Source organism: Neorhizobium sp. P12A, from assembly GCF_008365395.1.
GTDB lineage: Bacteria > Pseudomonadota > Alphaproteobacteria > Rhizobiales > Rhizobiaceae > Rhizobium.
The window spans coordinates 197,334-216,479 of record NZ_QOVX01000003.1 but is presented as its reverse complement, the minus strand read 5'-3'; the positions used below and the strand labels follow the sequence as shown (position 1 = coordinate 216,479).

General features: G+C 60.0%; 18 protein-coding genes. 13 read left to right on the top strand and 5 right to left on the bottom strand.

Features of this window, described 5'->3' with window-relative positions:
* Window positions 1–33: 33 nt before the first annotated feature.
* The gene (locus DTW90_RS12805) at window positions 34–1,119 is read right to left on the bottom strand and encodes a TraB/GumN family protein (protein ID WP_149338749.1); all 1,086 of its coding nucleotides are present in this window, start codon (window positions 1,117–1,119) and stop codon (window positions 34–36) included.
* 85 nt (window positions 1,120–1,204) lie between these two features.
* On the bottom strand, window positions 1,205–2,140 hold the full coding sequence (locus DTW90_RS12800) for a tyrosine recombinase XerC (RefSeq protein WP_149339118.1): 936 nt from the start codon (window positions 2,138–2,140) through the stop codon (window positions 1,205–1,207).
* A 152-nt stretch (window positions 2,141–2,292) separates the two neighbouring features.
* Between DTW90_RS12800 and DTW90_RS12795 the strand changes: the two genes are divergently transcribed.
* From DTW90_RS12795 to DTW90_RS12780, 4 genes are all read left to right on the top strand, one after another.
* Entirely contained in the window at window positions 2,293–3,243 is a 951-nt protein-coding gene (locus tag DTW90_RS12795; RefSeq protein WP_149338747.1) for a 1-acyl-sn-glycerol-3-phosphate acyltransferase, read from the top strand.
* A gap of 5 nt (window positions 3,244–3,248) precedes the next feature.
* Complete coding sequence (locus DTW90_RS12790; protein ID WP_149338745.1) at window positions 3,249–3,686, top strand: GNAT family N-acetyltransferase; 438 nt, start codon at window positions 3,249–3,251, stop codon at window positions 3,684–3,686.
* A 41-nt stretch (window positions 3,687–3,727) separates the two neighbouring features.
* A complete protein-coding gene (locus DTW90_RS12785) occupies window positions 3,728–4,879 on the top strand; it encodes an AAA family ATPase (RefSeq protein ID WP_149338744.1) in 1,152 nt (383 codons plus the stop codon).
* 69 nt (window positions 4,880–4,948) lie between these two features.
* Window positions 4,949–7,168, top strand: a complete 2,220-nt coding sequence (locus tag DTW90_RS12780) for a primosomal protein N' (protein WP_149338742.1) — start codon at window positions 4,949–4,951, stop codon at window positions 7,166–7,168.
* A 65-nt stretch (window positions 7,169–7,233) separates the two neighbouring features.
* On the opposite strand, the gene DTW90_RS12775 is transcribed toward DTW90_RS12780, so the two are convergent.
* Window positions 7,234–8,166, bottom strand: a complete 933-nt coding sequence (locus DTW90_RS12775) for a nucleotidyltransferase domain-containing protein (protein ID WP_246664939.1) — start codon at window positions 8,164–8,166, stop codon at window positions 7,234–7,236.
* Between the two features lie 349 nt (window positions 8,167–8,515).
* Between DTW90_RS12775 and DTW90_RS12770 the strand changes: the two genes are divergently transcribed.
* The 7 genes from DTW90_RS12770 to DTW90_RS12740 all read left to right on the top strand — a co-directional run bounded on the left by DTW90_RS12770 (window position 8,516) and on the right by DTW90_RS12740 (window position 14,285).
* Window positions 8,516–8,902, top strand: a complete 387-nt coding sequence (locus DTW90_RS12770) for a DUF4345 domain-containing protein (RefSeq protein WP_132522017.1) — start codon at window positions 8,516–8,518, stop codon at window positions 8,900–8,902.
* Window positions 8,903–9,163: 261 nt separating this feature from the next.
* On the top strand, window positions 9,164–9,730 hold the full coding sequence (locus DTW90_RS12765; protein ID WP_149338740.1) for a F0F1 ATP synthase subunit delta: 567 nt from the start codon (window positions 9,164–9,166) through the stop codon (window positions 9,728–9,730).
* Window positions 9,730–11,259: a F0F1 ATP synthase subunit alpha gene (gene atpA / locus DTW90_RS12760; RefSeq protein WP_132522013.1), complete on the top strand. Its 1,530-nt coding sequence runs from the start codon at window positions 9,730–9,732 to the stop codon at window positions 11,257–11,259. Before DTW90_RS12765 ends, atpA begins: the two co-directional genes overlap by 1 nt.
* Window positions 11,260–11,288: 29 nt before the next feature.
* Window positions 11,289–12,173: a F0F1 ATP synthase subunit gamma gene (locus tag DTW90_RS12755; protein ID WP_132522011.1), complete on the top strand. Its 885-nt coding sequence runs from the start codon at window positions 11,289–11,291 to the stop codon at window positions 12,171–12,173.
* 23 nt (window positions 12,174–12,196) lie between these two features.
* Complete coding sequence (gene atpD, locus DTW90_RS12750) at window positions 12,197–13,636, top strand: F0F1 ATP synthase subunit beta (RefSeq protein ID WP_132522009.1); 1,440 nt, start codon at window positions 12,197–12,199, stop codon at window positions 13,634–13,636.
* On the top strand, window positions 13,636–13,878 hold the full coding sequence (locus DTW90_RS12745; RefSeq protein WP_132522007.1) for a hypothetical protein: 243 nt from the start codon (window positions 13,636–13,638) through the stop codon (window positions 13,876–13,878). The genes atpD and DTW90_RS12745 overlap by 1 nt, the downstream gene beginning before the upstream one ends.
* A complete protein-coding gene (locus DTW90_RS12740; RefSeq protein ID WP_132522005.1) occupies window positions 13,878–14,285 on the top strand; it encodes a F0F1 ATP synthase subunit epsilon in 408 nt (135 codons plus the stop codon). Before DTW90_RS12745 ends, DTW90_RS12740 begins: the two co-directional genes overlap by 1 nt.
* Before the next feature lie 100 nt (window positions 14,286–14,385).
* On the opposite strand, the gene DTW90_RS12735 is transcribed toward DTW90_RS12740, so the two are convergent.
* The gene (locus DTW90_RS12735) at window positions 14,386–15,126 is read right to left on the bottom strand and encodes a sugar transferase (protein WP_132522003.1); all 741 of its coding nucleotides are present in this window, start codon (window positions 15,124–15,126) and stop codon (window positions 14,386–14,388) included.
* Window positions 15,127–15,259: 133 nt separating this feature from the next.
* The gene (locus DTW90_RS12730) at window positions 15,260–16,171 is read right to left on the bottom strand and encodes a LysR substrate-binding domain-containing protein (protein ID WP_132522001.1); all 912 of its coding nucleotides are present in this window, start codon (window positions 16,169–16,171) and stop codon (window positions 15,260–15,262) included.
* 116 nt (window positions 16,172–16,287) lie between these two features.
* On the opposite strand from DTW90_RS12730, the gene DTW90_RS12725 reads away from it, so the two are divergent.
* Window positions 16,288–17,433: an iron-containing alcohol dehydrogenase gene (locus tag DTW90_RS12725; RefSeq protein WP_149338738.1), complete on the top strand. Its 1,146-nt coding sequence runs from the start codon at window positions 16,288–16,290 to the stop codon at window positions 17,431–17,433.
* A gap of 1 nt (window position 17,434) precedes the next feature.
* Entirely contained in the window at window positions 17,435–18,934 is a 1,500-nt protein-coding gene (locus tag DTW90_RS12720) for an aldehyde dehydrogenase family protein (RefSeq protein ID WP_149338737.1), read from the top strand.
* Window positions 18,935–19,146: the final 212 nt, after the last annotated feature.

Here is a 19,146-nt window from a genome sequence, read left to right as displayed (position 1 = left end):
TGAACAATAAAAGTCAAGTGACGGTTGTGTATTTTACTGTACAGCCGTGACCGTAAAGCCCCGCTTGCGCAGGAGCTCCACCAGCCCTTGGTCGCCCGGCAGATGCAGGGCACCCACGGCCATGAAGACATTGCCGTTTGCGAGGATCGGGGCGGCGTGCTCGGCCATGACCTTGTTGCGGTCGAGGATGATGCGCTGTTCGAAGGCGGCATAGTCGCTATCGCCGTCGTCGCCGTCAGGGGCGGCAATCTTCAGCATCGGCATAGTGGCGCCGATGTCGCCGGAAAGATAGAGATCGGTCATTGTCTCGACGACGTCGTTCATCTTGTCGCCGAGCTGAAGCGTCTCGATCAGCGACTTCAGATGAAATTCGGTCGGAAGGTCCGCCATGGCCTGTAGCTGGTCTGCGAGCGTCTCGAGGCCCTTTACCTGCTTGCCTGCGGCGGCGGCATCGACGGCGAGCTTCTGATCCAGGAATTCGGCGCCCTTGGCCTTGCGGGCGATTTCGCAGGGCGGCAATGCCACGACGCTGGAGATCATCCATGGCCGCATGCGGGAAACCGCGGTGAGCGGAATGCCCCGCTCCTTGAGGCCTGCCTCCAGCTTGGCATTGTCATCGGCGGACAAATATTTGCTGATCGTCGAGCCGTCGGTGAACATCGTCAGCTCAGGCTTGGCAAGCAGGGCAAGGGCTGCCTTCTTCTCGTCGAGAATTTCGTCGGATTCGACGATGATCGTATCGGCGGCCCTGTCCGCCTCGGCGGCACCCTTGGGCATCGACAGGACGCGCGGGTCGGTGACATGCATGGTGCCGAGCAGCCAGGAAGGCCTCATGCCCGGCTTCTCGATCTTCCAGAAGATGCTCTTGCCATTGGCGACCTTGTCGCCTTCCGCCATGATCGAAGCGTATTTCGCCGGATCCGTCTGCTGAAGGTCCGTCAGGAGGTTCTTGCCGGTGCAGGCTGCGGCATCGTCGGCAGCGTTGGCCGTCCGCAGCGAGATCGTGGTCAGGACCAGCGCAGCCAGCAGGGCTGCCGGTACGGCGGCGGCCACCCACAGAAGGACAGTTGATGCCTTGGGCATGATCGAACGGGAACTGTTGTCGACAGCAGAAATCATTTCGGCCTTCTGAGGTGCGGATATTTGCTTCCAGTTCTACTCCGGTCGCACGCATTTTCCCTTAAAGTAACAGGTTAACGCTTTCTTACGCCCTGGGATGCGCCCGGTCATAGACTTCCAGCAGTCTCGCGGCATCGACGCCGGTATAGACCTGCGTCGTCGACAGGCTGGCGTGGCCAAGCAACTCCTGGATTGTACGCAGATCGCCACCGCCGGCAAGCAGGTGGGTGGCGAAGGAATGGCGCAGCGCGTGCGGTGTCGCAGTATCCGGCAGGCCGAAGGCGCTGCGCAGCTTCTGCATGCCGCGCTGGATGATGGCAGGCTGCAGCGGGCCGCCGCGGGCGCCGCGGAAGAGCGGCCTACCCTCTTCCAGATGATAAGGGCAAATCTTGCGGTATTTCTCGACCGCTTCGCCGACGATGGGAAGCAGCGGGACGATGCGCGTCTTGTTGCCCTTGCCGGTGATCCTGAGCGCCGTCGTTCCGGGGCCAATATCCGAGGGCATCAGGCCAAGTGCTTCCGAAATGCGCAGGCCGCAGCCATAGAGCAGGGTCAGGACGGCGGCGTCGCGGGCAGCGATCCAGGGTTCGTCATGCATCTGCGCATTGTCGCCAGTGACCGTAATCGCCTGCGAATCGGAGAGCGGCTTCGGCAGAGACTTGGGCTGTTTCGGCGAGCGGACGGCGCCGGCGCCGGCGGCGTTCACCAGGCCCTTCTTTTCCAGATAGCGCAGGAAGGAGCGAAGGCCTGCAAGATTGCGGCCGAGCGAGCGCGCGCCGGCTCCATCCTTGCGGCGCGTAGCGAGGAAGCCGCGAAAATCGGCCGGACGAAGCGCGTGTATGTCCTTGATGGTCGCTGGACCGCCGAGATGGCCTGTCAGGAAGGCGAGAAATTGCCGTGTATCGCGCTCATAGGCGTCCAGCGTGTGGTCCGAAAGCCGTCGTTCGCTCTCAAGCACGGCGAGCCAATGCTGGCGTTCGGCCATCAGGGCCGGATCGGCGATGATCAACAATTCGCTCAGCAAAACACCTCTTGAATTTGCAATTCAGTCTGCCACTTTGCTAGATGGAAGGTTATGGAATCGCTAACTTTCCCTGATCCCTGTCATGCAATCTTGTCATGCTTCGATCACAATCGATTGCGATAGGGTAAGCCAAATATTCAGGATTTTTCATGGCACGCCGCGCTTCAACGACTGCACTGGGACAGCTTGCGGATCATATCGCACTCGTTTCCCAAGGACAGCCGGGTCATGTCGTCGACACATTGATCGCCGAGCGCGGAGAGAAGATCGTCAAGAATCCGCTCTGGCCGCTGATGCGCCCGTTTCTCCACATCGTGTTGCGCTATCACAAGGCCATCGCCTTTGCCGATGATGTCGCAAACATGCCGGGCTTCCAGTGCTTCGAATATATGAGTGATCTTCTACGCCTTGATATCAGGGTGTCGGATGCCGAGCGCATTCCCGCCAAGGGCGGTTTCATCCTCGTCAGCAATCATCCGACCGGCATTGCCGACGGCGTCGCAGTCTTCGACCTCCTGAAGGAGCGGCGGCCGGACATGATGGTGTTTGCCAACCGCGACGCAGTCCGGGTCAATCCGCGCTTTGCCGAGATGATCATCCCGGTCGAGTGGCGCGAGGAATACAAGAGCAAGCTCAAGACGCGCGAGACGCTGCAGCTGACCAATGCCGCAGTGAAGGAAGGCAAGGCCACGGTGCTTTTTCCCTCCGGCCGCATCGCTTATTGGGCGAATGGCAAGTTGAACGAACGCCCGTGGAAGACCTCGGCCGTCGGACTGGCGCGGAAATATAATCTGCCGATCCTGCCGGTTCACTTGACGGCGCGCAATTCCGGCCTGTTCTACTGGCTCGCCAAGTGGTCGACGGAACTACGCGACATGACCGTCTTCCACGAGCTTCTGAACAAGCGCGGTGACCGTTTCGAATTCCAGATCGGTCATCTGATCCAGCCGGAAGCGCTGGACGGCGATGTCAACGAGGTGACCAAGGCGCTGGAACAGCACACGGTCTTCGATCTTGCTGCAGACGGCAACGCGCGGTTTTCAATGCCGAGCAACGCGGAAAGCGTCATGCCCGCTGATGAGACCGAAAAGGTCGCCTGATTGAGATGACGGTCACTCTTCGTGTCGTCGTTGATACTTTGCCGGATGATGTCACGCTGCTTGCCTCCGCGGCCGAGCGGGAAGGCTATGAGCACATCCGCCGCCTTGTTGATGAATGGGCAGACGGGCTTAACCGCTTCTCAAGGCGCGGAGAGCGGCTGCTTGTGGCTTTCGAAGAGAATGACGTCGTGGCGATCGGCGGGCTAACGGTCGAATTTTCGCGCGTCGATTGGCTCCGGATGCGGCGCTTCTACGTGCTGCCGCAGTATCGTGGCCGGGGTATAGGCCGGATGATTGCACGCGAGCTTCTCAATCACGCCAAGGCGTTTACAGATAGGGTGACAGTGCATGCCGGTGACCCCGATGCCGCGCTGTTCTGGCACGCGATGGGATTTCAGCCGATGCAATGCGAAAGCTATACGCACCTCTATCGGTTCGGTTGAGCGCCCTTCTTTTCCGGCCGCAATCGTATAGAGATTCCGCCATGCGCCTTCGTTCCATGTTCGCCCAGAACTATCGCTCGCTCCGATCGATTCGTATGGATCTCGGGGATACAACGGTCTTTATTGGCGAGAACGGCACAGGCAAATCCAATCTCTATCGCGCATTGCAACTGGTGCAGGCTGCCGTCAACGGCAGGCTGGCGCATGAGCTTGCGATCGAGGGCGGCATGCTGTCGGTTCTTTGGTCGGGGCCGAGAAGCAAACCGAAAGACCCGGCGCGCATCTGTTTCGAGGTGGAAATCCTGGACGAGGAGCGGGCGGTCGCCTTCCGTTATCGGGTCGAGACGGGACTTCGCCCTCCCTGCGCTGCCGCCGGCTTTGCACTGGAGCCGCAGGTGAAGGCCGAGCAGCTCTCGATCCAGACCGGCCACCGCTCTGTAACCATGATGAAGCGTGCCGGACCGTCGATCTCCGTGCGCAACGGCGCCGGGCGGATGGAGGACTATCCCGATCAGGCTCTGACCTCAGAAACCGCGATTGCCGTTCTCGGCGATGCGGGGCATTTTCCAGAGATTGCCGCGTTCCGACGCATGGTTGCCAACTGGCGCTTCTTCCATGGGTTTCGCACGGATCGCGCTTCGCCGCTACGTCATCCGTGTCTTGCCGTGACTGCTCCAATCCTGGACGAGGACGGCGCCAATCTGGCGGCGGTCTTTGCGACGCTGACCCATACGCGGCAGGACACCGTCGATCTCGACCGCATCATCGACTCTGCGCTCGGCGGCGCCCGCATCGTCGTGCCTGATCCGGGGGAAACGGCCGAATTTGCGCTGACGCTGCCCGATTTCCCCTATCGCACCTTCCACCCCCGCGAGCTTTCGGATGGGCAGATTCGCTTTCTTGGTCTTGCGGCCGCTCTCCTGTCCTATCGGCTACCGCCCTTTATCGCGCTCAACGAACCGGAAGCGAGCCTGCATCCGGACATGCTAGGCCCGCTCGCCGACATGATCGCGGAGGCGTCGAAGCGCAGCCAGATCTGGGTCGTTACCCATTCGATGCAGCTTGCCGAGGCGCTGCAGTCGCGCTGCGGTGTCCGCCCGAGGCGAGTGATCAAGGAAGACGGCGCGACCTGGATCGAGGGAATGCGGCTGACCGGCGTCATCGCCGGCGAAGATGAGGACGAGGAGGACTAGCCGGAATGAAAGGGCCGGAATGAAAGGGCGGGTTTTCTTTTCGTGCCTTTGGGGGCATGGTCCGGCGCGATGACTACGGATTCGACCGATCTTTTTGGAGAGCTGTTCAAGGCGCCTGTTGCAACGCGGACGGTGCCCGTTCTGGTGCCCCTGCCGGTGGCGACACCCTATTCCTATGCAGTGCCCGACGGCGTGCATGTTGAGCCCGGGTCCGTCGTTCAGGTGCCTGTCGGGCCGCGGCAGGTGATCGGCGTCGTCTGGGACGGAGGCGAGGACGACAAGCTCGACCCGAAGAAGCTGAGACCCATCAGCCATGTCTTCGATTGCCCGCCGCTCACCAAGGAGATGCGCGATTTCATCGACTGGGTCGCCTCCTATACGCTTTCACCGCCCGGGCTCGTGGCGCGCATGGCGCTGCGTGCGCCGAACGCTTTCGAGCCGGAGCCGATGGTGGAGGGCTTGCGCTTCGTCGGCGGCCAGCCCGAGCGCATGACGCCGGCGCGGACGCGAGTGATGGAGCTTGCCAATGACGGGGTTTCCTGGACACGCAGCGGCCTTGCGCATGCGGCAGGCGTCTCGCTCAGCGTCGTCGACGGATTGATTGCGCAGGGCATCTTTGAGACGATCTTTTTGGCCCCGCCGCCCGTCGTCGCAAAGCCGGACCCGGATTTTACCGCCGCGCGCCTGGAAGGGCCGCAGCGGGAGGCGGCGGAGGAAATTCTCGGCGATATCGACGCTCAGGAGTTCTCCGTATCGCTGATCGATGGCGTGACGGGCTCGGGCAAGACGGAGGTTTATTTCGAAGCGATCGCCGAGACGCTGAGGCGGTGCAAGCAGGTGCTCATCCTTCTTCCCGAGATTGCGCTGACAGCCGCCTTCCTGGAACGTTTCGAGCGCCGGTTCGGCGCGAAGCCCGCCGAATGGCATTCCGATCTGCCGCCGCGCATGCGGGAAAAGGTCTGGCGGCAGGCTGTTACAGGCGAGGTCCGGGTCGTGGCGGGGGCTCGGTCGGCGCTGTTCCTGCCTTTCGAAGATCTCGGCCTCATCATCGTCGACGAGGAGCACGATCCCGCCTACAAGCAGGAAGACCGGGTCTTCTACAATGCCCGCGACATGGCGGTCGTGCGCGGCCGGATCGGCGATTTTCCTGTTGTCCTGGTCTCGGCAACGCCGTCGGTCGAAAGCCAGGTGAACGGGCAGGCAGGACGGTACAACACCGTTCATATGCCGACGCGATTCGGGGATGCGGCGCTGCCGGACCTGCATCTGATCGATATGCGCAGGCATGCGCCTGAACGCGGCGGCTTTCTCTCGCCGGTACTGCTGCGAGGGATCGGCAAGACGGTGGAGCGGGGAGAGCAGGCGCTGCTTTTCCTCAATCGCCGCGGTTATGCGCCGCTGACGCTCTGCCGTGTCTGCGGCCATCGTTTCCAGTGCCCGCAATGTTCGAGCTGGCTCGTCGAGCATCGTTTTCGCAACCAGCTGCAGTGCCATCAATGCGGCTATTCCGAGCGGACGCCGGACGCCTGTCCTGAATGCGGAACGCTCGATCACCTGGTTGCCTGCGGGCCGGGCGTCGAGCGCATCGCCGAGGAGGTGGAGAAGCATTTCCCGCAGGCGCGCACCATCGTGCTCTCCTCCGACATCATGGGCGGCGTGAAGCGGCTTCGGCTGGAGCTGGAGGCTATCGCCAAGGGGGAGGCGGATATCGTCATCGGCACGCAGCTGGTCGCCAAGGGGCATAATTTTCCGCTGATGACGCTGGTCGGCATCGTCGACGCGGATCTTGGCCTTGCAAACGGCGATCCGCGCGCCGCCGAGCGGACCTTCCAACTGCTCTCGCAGGTGACGGGCCGCGCCGGGCGCACAGGTCTCAAAAGCCACGGTCTGCTCCAGACCTATCAGCCGCAGCATCCCGTCATGCAGGCGATTGTGTCAGGCGATGCAGGCGCGTTCTACGAGCGGGAGATTTCCGAGCGGGAAAGGGCGGTGCTTCCGCCCTTCGGCCGGCTGGCGTCGATCATCGTTTCGGCCGATACGCGTCAGGATGCGGAAGGCCATGCGCGTGGCATCCGCAATGCCGCGCCGCAGGTGCAGGGCATCGCGGTTCTCGGGCCTGCGGAGGCGCCGCTCGCGCTCGTTCGCGGCCGTCACCGCTTTCGCCTGCTGGTCCACGGCCGAAGGAATTCCGACATGCAGGGCTTCCTGCGCGCCATGCTGTCGCAGGGGCCGAAGGAGCGCGGCTCGGTCCAGGTCCAGCTCGACATCGATCCGCAGAGTTTCCTTTAGAGCAATTCCAGCAAAAGTGTCACACGGTTTTGCGTCCAGAATTGCGTCAAATCAAAGCTCTAGATCTACCAATTCGGTTCGATCTGATCGCCTGTCGGTGCCGGTTTCAGCAATTCCTCGGATAGTTGCCGCAACCTCTTTGGAATTGCGCCCAACGCCGGATCATCAAAACGCAGATGAGGGATATTGCGGCTCAGCATCTCGACCACGAGGCGAGACTGCGCTTCATCGCGCGATTTCTTCAGTGGGTCACGATCTTCGCGGCGTGAAACCCAGAGCTTATGAAGTGCGAAGCTTCTAGGGTCGGGGCAGGTGCAGGATAATGGATAGCCGCGCTCATCAAGGACGATAGCGCTTACTTTGGGGCTGTTCACCAACCATTGCAGACCGTCTATCTCGACCGCCGATAAATCCTCTTCGTTTTCGACGAGTGCGGTTACGCTCGTTTCGAGCATCGGGTTGGCCGAAGTCGGTCCGATGAGGTCGACCAGATAGCCTTCACGGTTCGATGCGCGAAAGCTGCCGCGGGCGAGTGGTTGAAAGGACTTGTCGGTCGCGCGGAGAACGCCCATGAGTCCTTCGGATCCGATGTTTCTTCTCAGCAGATTGAGATTGGTCCGCGCATCGAAGAGCAAATCTATATCGCCGGTGGCTAGCAGGCCGCTGTCTATGCTGACTCCGGCCAGCCTCTCGTAGACGAAGAGCGCATTTGTGCCGACGATATCCAGAGCCGTGCCGATAAGGCTCGCCTTGTTCAGCGCGCGAAGAATTCGCGCCGTTGTCAGCGGCATTCTTCCCAGACGCATGGCTCGATTAATGGCGGCCATCTCGTCGAGCCGAGCAGACAGCGTGGATAGGCGCCGTTTGCATTCATCCCTGCCCTTGTGAAATTGTAGATGGGCATGCTCAGTCTCGGGCGAGCGGGGGCCGAGCGATTTCCAGGCGGCGGCTTTTTTTCGATAGAGATAATCCCGACCGGCTACGACTTTCCAAGCCATGGAGCCTGAAAATCTGTGGCTCAGTTCAGCGTTCGTTGCTGACCAAGCTTCGAAAACCTGCTCGGTATCGATAATCTGGCGAATATGCTCACTTCTGATCTCTTTGAAATAAAACATATTATCCCGAACTTTTTGAAGTTTTGTCTAAAAGGGATAAATTTGGCCCTCGGGTTCGAAGTTTGCCGCCAAAGCCATTATCCCTTTTTGAGAGATTTATCATAAAAAAGGGATAATAAAAACATTTTCATGTATTTATGTGTATTTCCGTGCCGCCTGTATTGGACATTTCTTCCGTTTTCGCTTTGTGCCATAAGTCGGCTTACATAATCCGCTGATTTGGGGACGATCGATGGAGCTTTATTTTCCGACGGAGCTGGGTGAACAGCTCGCCTTTTGTGCTGCGGCTTTTACCGCGCTCGTCGGTCTTTTGATGATGTTTGCGCCGGGCCTTGCCTATAAGTTCTATGGGCTGCAGGTGCGCGAGGGGCGGCAAGGGGCTTATGCGGAATCGCGCTCGGTCGGCGGGTTCTATCTCGGTTTCGGGCTTGCGGCGATCCTGCTCGCCCAGCCGACGATCTACATAGCGCTCGGTGCTTCCTTCGCGCTCGCGGCTTTCGGCCGCATCCTGTCGCTGATGTCGGATCGCGGTGGCGGGGTCATCGTCAACTTGCTGCTTCTGGTTGTGCAAGTCGTCCTGGCGGCACTGCCTCTACTTTACGCTTTCAGTTTCATTTAATCAAAAACGCGATCCGCAACGCAATCATTGTGCACCGCATCAGGGCATTTTGGCGTTTTTGCCATCAGAAATTCACGCGAAAGGCTTATTCGGTGATTACGCGTGTTGCGAGTCTCAACATCCTATGTTAGACGGACCCCGAATTTCGGATGAAGTGAGAGGAAGCTCTTGCTGATTTCTGGGGGAAATCAAAACGAATTCAAGACCATAAGGCTTCCGCCCGCCGGATGCTGAGTTCTTGGGTTGAAATCAGGGAAAATTGTGCCCGTGCCAGACACATCCCAGCATATTTCTGGTGTCGCAGAACGATATGCCTCATCGCTGTTCGAGTTGGCTCTTGAGGAAGGCGCCGTCGACACGGTTTCCAGCGACCTCGACGCTTTCCAGAAAATGCTCGACGAGAGCGCTGATCTGAAGCGTTTCGTCGGAAGCCCGGTTTTCTCATCGGACGAGCAGCTGAAGGCAATCGAGGCGATCGCTGCAAAGGCCGGCATCAGCGGCTTCTTTGCCAATTTCTTGAAGGTCGTGGCGCGTAACCGCCGCCTTTTTGCCCTTCCCGGCATGATCAAGTCCTTCCGCCAGATTGCTGCAGAGCATCGCGGCGAAATTTCCGCCGAAGTTACTTCGGCCCATGCGCTGACCCCGGCGCAGGAAGACGAACTCAAGGCGGCGCTTCATGGCGTTACCGGCAAGAACGTTGCAATCGCTGTTACGGTTGATCCGTCGATCCTGGGTGGCCTGATCGTCAAGGTCGGCTCCCGCCAGATCGATACGTCTCTTCGTACCAAACTCTCTACCCTTAAGCTTGCATTGAAAGAGGTTGGCTGATGGATATCCGCGCCGCGGAAATTTCCGCAATTCTGAAAGATCAGATCAAAAACTTCGGCCAAGAAGCTGAAGTCTCCGAAGTCGGCCAGGTTCTTTCCGTCGGTGACGGTATTGCCCGCGTCTACGGCCTCGACAACGTCCAGGCGGGCGAAATGGTCGAGTTCCCGGGCGGCGTTCGCGGCATGGCCCTGAACCTTGAATCCGACAACGTCGGTGTCGTTATTTTCGGCTCCGACCGCGACATCAAGGAAGGCGACACCGTCAAGCGCACCGGCGCGATCGTTGACGTTCCGGTTGGTCCGGAACTGCTCGGCCGCGTCGTCGACGCGCTCGGCAATCCGATCGACGGCAAGGGCCCGATCAATGCGACCCGCCGTTCGCGCGTCGAAGTCAAGGCTCCCGGCATCATTCCGCGCAAGTCGGTTCATGAGCCGATGTCGACCGGCCTCAAGGCCATCGACGCCCTCATCCCGGTCGGTCGCGGCCAGCGCGAGCTCGTCATCGGCGACCGCCAGACCGGTAAGACCGCCATCCTGCTCGACGCCTTCCTGAACCAGAAGCCGATCCACGACAACGGCCCGGAACAGGAAAAGCTCTACTGCGTCTACGTCGCCGTCGGTCAGAAGCGTTCGACCGTTGCCCAGTTCGTCAAGGTGCTCGAAGAGCGCGGCGCGCTGAAGTACTCGATCATCATCGCTGCCACGGCTTCCGATCCGGCCCCGATGCAGTTCCTGGCACCGTTTGCCGGTTGCGCCATGGGCGAATATTTCCGTGACAACGGCATGCACGCGCTGATCGGCTACGACGACCTGTCCAAGCAGGCCGTTTCCTACCGTCAGATGTCGCTGCTGCTGCGCCGCCCGCCGGGCCGCGAAGCCTATCCGGGCGACGTTTTCTACCTGCACTCGCGTCTGCTTGAGCGCGCTGCAAAGATGAACGACGACAAGGGCGCCGGCTCGCTGACCGCTCTGCCTGTTATCGAAACGCAGGGCAACGACGTTTCTGCCTTCATTCCGACCAACGTGATCTCGATCACCGACGGCCAGATCTTCCTTGAAACCGACCTGTTCTACCAGGGCATCCGTCCGGCCGTTAACGTCGGTCTCTCGGTTTCCCGTGTTGGTTCTGCGGCCCAGATCAAGGCGATGAAGCAGGTTGCCGGCTCGATCAAGGGCGAACTCGCCCAGTATCGCGAAATGGCCGCCTTCGCCCAGTTCGGCTCGGACCTCGATGCCGCCACGCAGCGCCTGCTGAACCGTGGTGCGCGCCTGACCGAGCTCCTGAAGCAGCCGCAGTTCTCGCCGCTGAAGACGGAAGAGCAGGTTGCTGTGATCTTTTCGGGTGTTAACGGTTACCTCGACAAGCTGCCGGTCGCATCCGTCAGCAAGTTCGAGCAGGGACTGCTTTCCTACCTGCGGTCGGAAGGCAAGGATATCCTCGACGCGATCCGCAACGAGAAGGCCATCAGCGACGCGACCCGGGACAAGCTCAAGGCTGCCCTCGATAGCTTCGCCAAGTCTTTCGCCTGATCGGGCCTCACTTCTAGGACGGATAACGGATGCCTTCACTTAAGGATCTGAAAAACCGGATCGCCTCCGTCAAGGCGACGCAGAAGATCACCAAGGCGATGAAAATGGTCGCCGCGGCGAAGCTTCGGCGTGCGCAGGAGGCGGCCGAAGCCGCCCGGCCTTATTCCGAGCGGATGGCCGTCGTGCTTTCCAACATCACCGCAGCCGTCACCGAAGCCGATGACGCGCCGCTGCTGATGACCGGTAACGGCAAGAGCGACGTGCATCTGCTCGTCGTCTGCACGGCTGAGCGCGGCCTTTGCGGCGGTTTCAACTCGCAGATCGCCCGTTTCGCCCGCGATCACATCCGCAAGCTCCTTGCAGAAGGCAAGACGGTGAAGATCTTCACCGTCGGCAAAAAGGGCTACGACATCCTGCGCCGCGAATTCGCATCGCTGATCGTCGAGCGCAAGGAACTGCGCGAAGTCAAGAAGATCGGCTTCGAGAATGCTGACGCTATCGGCAAGCGCATCATCGAGATGTTCGAAGAAGGCGAGTTCGACGTCTGCACGCTGTTCTATTCCGAGTTCAAATCGGTGATCAGCCAGGTCCCGACGGCACTGCAGCTCGTCCCGACTTCGGCCGAGGCTCCTGCTGTCCAGGATAGCGAGCACTCGAGCGCTATCTACGAATATGAGCCGGATCCGGCATCGATCCTCGAAGATCTGATCCCGCGCAATATCTCCGTCCAGGTCTTCCGCGCGCTTCTTGAGAATGTCGCGGGCGAAATGGGCGCGAAGATGAGCGCCATGGACAACGCGACGCGCAATGCCGGTGAGATGATCAACAAGTTGACGCTCAGCTACAACCGCCAGCGTCAGGCTCAGATCACCAAGGAACTCATTGAAATCATTTCGGGCGCGGAAGCGCTCTGAGGTTAGGGAAAGAGGGTAAGAATATGGCTCAGGCAGCTACCCCCGCCGCAAAGGCAACAGGCAAGGTTACTCAGGTCATCGGCGCCGTCGTCGACGTGGCTTTCGAAGGTGACCTGCCGTCCATTCTGAACGCGCTCGAAACCAGCAACAACGGCAATCGCCTGGTTCTGGAAGTCGCGCAGCACCTCGGTGAGAACGAAGTTCGCACGATCGCCATGGACGCTACCGAAGGTCTCGTTCGTGGCCAGGAAGTCAGCGACACCGGCGCTCCGATCTCGGTTCCGGTCGGTCCGGAAACACTCGGCCGTATCATGAACGTCATCGGCGAGCCGGTTGACGAAGCAGGTCCGCTGATCACCGAACACAAGCGCGCGATCCACCAGGATGCTCCTGCCTATGTCGAGCAGTCGACGGAAGCACAGATCCTCGTGACCGGCATCAAGGTCGTCGACCTTCTCGCTCCCTACGCAAAGGGCGGCAAGATCGGCCTATTCGGCGGCGCTGGCGTCGGTAAGACCGTTCTCATCATGGAACTGATCAACAACGTCGCCAAGGCGCACGGTGGTTACTCGGTTTTCGCCGGCGTCGGTGAACGTACCCGCGAAGGCAACGACCTCTACCACGAAATGATCGAATCCGGCGTCAACAAGCTTGGCGGTGGCGAAGGCTCCAAGGCTGCGCTGGTTTACGGCCAGATGAACGAGCCGCCGGGCGCCCGCGCTCGCGTCGCTCTGACGGGTCTGACGGTTGCTGAAAACTTCCGTAACCAGGGCCAGGACGTTCTGTTCTTCGTCGACAACATCTTCCGCTTCACGCAGGCTGGCTCGGAAGTGTCGGCTCTGCTTGGCCGTATTCCTTCGGCCGTTGGCTATCAGCCGACGCTCGCAACCGATATGGGCCAGATGCAGGAACGCATCACCACGACGACGACCGGCTCGATCACCTCGGTTCAGGCTATTTACGTTCCGGCCGACGACTTGACCGACCCGGCTCCGGCCACTTCGTTCGCCCACCTGGACGCAACGACGGTTCTGTCGCGCTCGATCGCTGAAAAGGGTATTTACCCGGCTGTTGACCCGCTCGACTCCACCTCGCGCATGCTCGACCCGCTGGTTGTCGGCGAAGAGCACTACGAAATTGCCCGTAAGGTTCAGTCGACGCTGCAGCGCTACAAGTCCCTGCAGGACATCATCGCCATCCTGGGCATGGACGAACTGTCGGAAGAAGACAAGCTGGCCGTTGCCCGCGCCCGCAAGATCGAGCGCTTCCTGTCGCAGCCGTTCTTCGTTGCTGAAGTCTTCACCGGTTCGCCGGGCAAGCTCGTTGCTCTCGAAGACACGCTCAAGGGCTTCAAGGGCTTGGTCAACGGCGAATACGATCACCTGCCGGAAGCTGCCTTCTACATGGTCGGCTCCATTGACGAAGCGATCGAAAAGGCCAAGAAGCTGGCTGCTGCCGCTTAATGAGCGACAGCGTGTCCGACGAGATTTTCTGCTGCGACTCCCTCAGGGAAGTCGTGGCGGAGCTTCCGGAGCCCGCTGCTCCAATTATCTATCGCGCCGATAACGGCGTGCTGATGATGGTGGTGGGCCTGGTCCAGACCGAGGAAGGTCTCGGTTATCTCGATCACGCAATAATGCACTGCCCGTTCTGCGGGACTAAACTGCAAGATCTAAAAGCGATATCCGAGAAAGTGAGTCACTGATGGCTGACAATTTCCATTTCGAACTGGTTTCTCCGGAGCGCTTGCTTCTGTCGGAAATGGTAGCCGAGGTTGTCATTCCGGCAACCGAAGGTGAAATGACCGTCATGGCCAACCACGCGCCCACGATGACGACCATTAAGCCAGGCCTCATCAAGGTTCGTTCCGCCTCCGGCGCCAAGCAGAACTATGTTGTGTTCGGCGGCTTTGCCGACATTCTTCCGACCGGCTGCACGCTGCTGGCTGAATCGGCCATCCCGGTTGAGGAGCTCAATCGTGACGAGCTGACGCGCCGTATCGACGCTGCGCGCCGCGAACTCGAGGAAACAGAGTTCCACGAGCACAAGTCGCGCCTCGAACACTTCATCATGGAAATGACCCATCTGAGCGGCTCGGTCCTGCCGGACTGATACTCTGCAAAACGATAGCAGCAAAAAAGGCGGCACCTTATCGGGCCGCCTTTTTTGTTGCACTCTATATGCTTGCTTGTTGCCTATATGGGCGAAGCTTTCAGAAGCCTGTGCCGCCGGCCAATTCGGAGACGATGGTGCCGATCACGATCTTGAAATCGAGCCAGAGATTGAAATTGGCAACGTAATAGATATCGCAGGCGATGCGGGCGCGGGCCTTGTCGGCGCGATCCGTGGGGCCGCGAAGGCCGCGCATCTGCGCAAGCCCCGTGATGCCGGGGCGCATTTGATGACGCTGATGGTAGTTCGGCACCAGGTCTTCATAGAGGCGGCCGGCGGCCAACATGTTGACCGCGTGGCAGCGAGGTCCGACCAGGGACATGTCGCCTTTCAGCACGTTGATCAGCTGGGGAAGCTCATCGAGATTGGTCCGCCGCAACGTGGCGCCGATATTGGTGATACGTGGGTCATTTCTGACCGTCTGCGCAACGCCGGTGGGATCACCGAGATCGTTCCGCATCGAGCGAAATTTGTAAACCTGGATTTTCTTGCCATTCTGACCCCAGCGAACCTGACGGAAGAAGACAGGCCCTGGGCTGTCGATACGAATGAGCACTGCCAGAGTAAGGAAGAGTGGCAGCAGCACGAGAAGTGCCGTGGCCGAAGCGAGGATATCGATCACTCTCTTGGCGGCGAGCTGGGCGCGAAAGCCGAAACCGCGTCTTGGAGCGTGTCCGACACGCAATTCGTTGGAATTGGCATTGATGTATTTGTGTGACAGATCGCCCACAGCCAGCGGGCGGCTCACAAAATTACTCTTGCGGTCGGATAGGTTCGCCATGGATTTCAATCTTAAATTGATATGACAATTTCGAAGGCGCGTCACAGATATACTTTGCAATAGCGCTTGTCATCTATCGCTTTAATAACTGGTTAACCCTGAAGGGGTCAAAATTGGGTGCTTTCCAAAAGAATTATTGCTCTTCTCGGTCATTCGACAGCAAATGCCGATGTAATTGTACCGCTTCGGGAGAAAGCGAGCGGAAGCGTGGCGTCCCGAGATAGTAGCCGAAGCCGGTTTCGACATGGTCTTTGCCAACCGTTACCAGGGTTCCGGCGCGAAGTTGTTCCTCGATCAGGCCAAGGCTGCCAAGGGCAATGCCTTCGCCACGCAAGGCGGCCTCAACGGCCATGATATAGGTCGAGAAGGATAGCCGCGGTCGCGGAAGCCTTATCTTCGGCGGACGCGGAACCCGGCCAAACCATTGCCGAAACGAGATCCAGTGGGCGTTGAAGCGCTCATAGTCGATCAGGTCCAATGCGGCGATATCCTCGACCGTCAGCTCTTCGGCGATCAGCCCTCGTCTGGCTAGGTAGTCCGGGGATGCTACCGGCATCAGCACCTCTTTCATCAGCAGCGTCAGGTTCCAGCGCGGATGCTCGCCGGTCGCGTAAAGAATAACGAGATCGTTGGCCTCGGACGCTAGTTCGGTCGGGGCGTCTGTCGTCAGCAGGCGGACGGAGATATTCGGGCTCTCCTTGCCGAAATCCTTCAGGTGCTGGCCAAGCCAGAGGTGGGAGACGGAGCCGCTGGCCGCGATCGAGATGATCTGGCCGCCGCCGCTCCGGAAGGGTTCCAGGCTTTCCTCCAGATATTCCAGGGTCGCCCGCACGCGCTGAAACAGCCTTTCTCCATCCGGTGTCAGGGCAAGGTTGCGGCCGCGGCGGGTGAACAGGGTCGCGCCAAGATGATCCTCCAGCCCCTTGATCCGGCGACTGACCGCAGCCTGGGTGATGTTGAGTTCGCGTCCAGCCCGCGAAAAGTTCATCAGACGGCAGGCAGCATCGAAAACGCGGAAGGCTTCAAGCGGGATTTTTTCGAGCAAGCGGCTCTCCATAACTTCAGATCATCAATATTCCTGAGAAATCGCCCGATTTGAAGAGCTGAAATTGTGATGCATGAATATCGGCATCGTTCCATCGACTCAATTGCGGTGCTCTCGTGACATTTTCGATCTCTTCCATTCCCGAAATCCGCTTCGGAGACGGCGTCTTCTCCGGTCTCGCCTCTGCCGCAGCCTCTTTTGATGGCGTAAAGCGTGCTGTTCTCGTCATTGACGGCTTTCTGGCCCAGTCCGGCTTTGCCGAGAAGGTGCGCCGGGAGCTTGAAGGCGCAGGCATCGAAACGGCGGTGTTTTCCGATTTTTCCGGCGAGCCGAAGCTTGCGCATCTGCACGCGGCCCTTGAGATCGCCAAGGGCGCGCAGCTGGTCATCGGCATCGGCGGTGGTTCTGCTCTGGATATCGCCAAGATCGTTGCCTGCTCGGCAGCCTCGGGCGAAGACCCGATGCATTATGCTCTGGCGGCCAATCCGCTACCGAAGAACCCGCTGAAGAAGATCATGATCCCGACCACCGCCGGCACTGGGTCGGAGACCTCGGCGACCAATATCTTTGCCGGCCCGGAAGGCAAAAAACTCTGGATCTGGGGCGCCGAGACTAAGGCCGATCTCGTCCTGCTCGATCCGGCGCTGACGACGACGCTCCCGGCCAATCTGACGGCATGGTGCGGCATGGATGCCTTCATCCACGCTTTCGAGGCGGCAACGAACCGCAATGCCCATCGCGGCGCGCAGTTTTATGCCCATGAGGCGCTTCGTCTGATCACGCGATCGCTGGAAACGGCCGTCAAGGAGCCGTCCAATCTCGATGCGCGCGGAGACGTCCTGCTCGGCTCCTGCTTTGCCGGCATCGCGATCGACAATTGCGGCACGGCGATTGCCCACAATGTTAGTCATGCCCTGGCGGGGCTTGCGCCGGTGCATCATGGTCTTGCGACCGCGCTCGGTTTTGAGGCGACGCTTGCCTGGCTGGTCGAAGAGGATACGGCCGATCTCAATGCCGCTGCCAAGGCTTGCGGCCTTGAAAACGCCGCTGCCCTGCCGGCCTTCGTTTCGGACCTGATGGACCGCTGCGGCATCGTCCGTGCTCTGCCGGCCGCCTTTGCGCCCTTCACTGCTGCCGATCTCGCCAATGAGATGCGCGCACCCGAAAACCATCCGATGCGCCGCTCCACCATTCGCGAGATCAGCGACGCCGATATCGATCAGTTCGCCGCCATCGTGATGGCGCTTCCGAAAGGGCTTTGAGATGACAAAAGAATTCACGCGCGATTATTGGGAAAATGTCCTCTCGAGCATCAAGCCCGAGGGTCGCCACTTTATCAATGGCGAACTCGTCGCCTCTTCTTCGGGCGCAACCTTTACCCGCATCCGTCCGATGGACGGCCAGCCGGGCGCCGAGCTGGCGCGTGGTAATTCCGCCGATGTCGATGCTGCCGTTTCTGCGGCGCGCGCCGCTTTCGCAAGCGGTGTCTGGCGGAAGAAGGAGCCGCTCGAAAAGAAGAAGATCATGCTGAAATGGGCCGAACTGATCCGCGCCCATGGCGAAGAGCTGGCCATGCTCGAAACCATCGATGTCGGCAAGCCGATCATGGCGTCTCTCAATGTCGACGTGCGCCTCTGCGCCGACGGCATCCAGTATTACGGCGAAATGATTGACAAGATGTATGACGAGATCGCGCCGACTGGGCCGAATGCCCGTGCGCTGGTGCGCAAGGTGCCGATCGGCGTCGTAGGCGCGATTACGCCCTGGAATTATCCGATGATCATCGATGCCTGGAAGCTCGGTCCCTCGATTGCGGCCGGCAATTCCGTCGTGCTGAAGCCGGCAGAACAGTCGTCGCTTTCGGCGATCCGCCTGGCACAGCTGGGCTTCGAAGCCGGTCTTCCTGCCGGCGTCCTCAACGTTGTGACAGGTTACGGCGAAGAGACCGGCAAGCCGCTCGCGCTGCACATGGATGTCGACATGATCGCGTTTACCGGCTCGACCGAGGTCGGCAAGCTGATCATGGGGTATGCGGCGCAATCCAACGTCAAGCGCGTCGCGCTGGAGCTCGGCGGCAAGTCGCCGCTCGTCGTCTTCGAAGATGCGGACCTGGATGCCGCTGCCGTCGCTGCTGCCTGGGGCTGCTTCTACAATTCCGGCGAGACGTGCCACGCCTCGACGCGCCTCATTGTCCAGCGTTCGGTGCAGGACCAGCTGATCCGCAAGATCGAAGCCGTGACGAAGAGCGATATCGCGCTCAAGCATCCGCTCGATCCCTCGGCGCAGATCGGCGCGCTGATCGAGGAAGAGCACATGAAAAAGGTGCTCGGCATGATCGCTGCCGGCGAGAAGGAAGGCGCGCGTCGTGCCTTCGGCGCCGAGCAGGTCATGAGCGAGAGCGGCGGCTACTACATTTCGCCCGGCGTCTTCGTCGATATGACCAACGACATGAGCCTGGCGCGGCAGGAAGTTTTCGGCCCGGTGCTCGCCGCCATTCCCTTCGACACGGAGGAAGAGGCGCTTGGTATCGCCAACGACACGATCTACGGTCTTGCCGGTGCCGTCTTCACCAAAAATATGGATCGCGCTCACCGCTTCTCCGAAGAGCTTCATGCCGGTACGGTCTGGGTCAACACCTACGACATGTCGAATTTCGCAACGCCGTTTGGCGGTTTCAAGCAATCCGGCTTCGGTCGTGATCGCTCGGTGCATGCGATCGACAAGTATTGTGATTACAAGACCATCTGGCAGCAGTTCGGGTAATTCGGCTGTCGCTGTTTTCGGGCCTTGCCCCTCACTCTTCTCGGAGTGAGTCAGCCCCTCACCCTAACCCTCTCCCCGCTTGCGGGGAGAGGGGACGTGCCTTGCAATAGGTGGAGAGGGATGGAGAGGTTGCCATGAATTCCCTTCTCCCCGCAAGCGGGGAGAAGGTGCCGGCAGGCGGATGAGGGGCATGCCGCAGGCGCCAGAAGATA

Excerpts from the sequence above, each read along its gene's own strand:
- DTW90_RS12795 (WP_149338747.1), top strand. The coding sequence starts at position 2,293 with ATGGCACGCCGCGCTTCAACGACTGCACTGGGACAGCTTGCGGATCAT.
- atpA (WP_132522013.1), top strand. The coding sequence starts at position 9,730 with ATGGATATCCGCGCCGCGGAAATTTCCGCAATTCTGAAAGATCAGATC.
- DTW90_RS12805 (WP_149338749.1), bottom strand. The coding sequence starts at position 1,119 with ATGATTTCTGCTGTCGACAACAGTTCCCGTTCGATCATGCCCAAGGCA.
- DTW90_RS12735 (WP_132522003.1), bottom strand. The coding sequence starts at position 15,126 with ATGGCGAACCTATCCGACCGCAAGAGTAATTTTGTGAGCCGCCCGCTG.
- atpD (WP_132522009.1), top strand. The coding sequence starts at position 12,197 with ATGGCTCAGGCAGCTACCCCCGCCGCAAAGGCAACAGGCAAGGTTACT.
- DTW90_RS12745 (WP_132522007.1), top strand. The coding sequence starts at position 13,636 with ATGAGCGACAGCGTGTCCGACGAGATTTTCTGCTGCGACTCCCTCAGG.
- DTW90_RS12755 (WP_132522011.1), top strand. The coding sequence starts at position 11,289 with ATGCCTTCACTTAAGGATCTGAAAAACCGGATCGCCTCCGTCAAGGCG.
- DTW90_RS12785 (WP_149338744.1), top strand. The coding sequence starts at position 3,728 with ATGCGCCTTCGTTCCATGTTCGCCCAGAACTATCGCTCGCTCCGATCG.
- DTW90_RS12720 (WP_149338737.1), top strand. The coding sequence starts at position 17,435 with ATGACAAAAGAATTCACGCGCGATTATTGGGAAAATGTCCTCTCGAGC.
- DTW90_RS12770 (WP_132522017.1), top strand. The coding sequence starts at position 8,516 with ATGGAGCTTTATTTTCCGACGGAGCTGGGTGAACAGCTCGCCTTTTGT.
- DTW90_RS12780 (WP_149338742.1), top strand. The coding sequence starts at position 4,949 with ATGACTACGGATTCGACCGATCTTTTTGGAGAGCTGTTCAAGGCGCCT.
- DTW90_RS12790 (WP_149338745.1), top strand. The coding sequence starts at position 3,249 with ATGACGGTCACTCTTCGTGTCGTCGTTGATACTTTGCCGGATGATGTC.
- DTW90_RS12775 (WP_246664939.1), bottom strand. The coding sequence starts at position 8,166 with ATGGCTTGGAAAGTCGTAGCCGGTCGGGATTATCTCTATCGAAAAAAA.
- DTW90_RS12740 (WP_132522005.1), top strand. The coding sequence starts at position 13,878 with ATGGCTGACAATTTCCATTTCGAACTGGTTTCTCCGGAGCGCTTGCTT.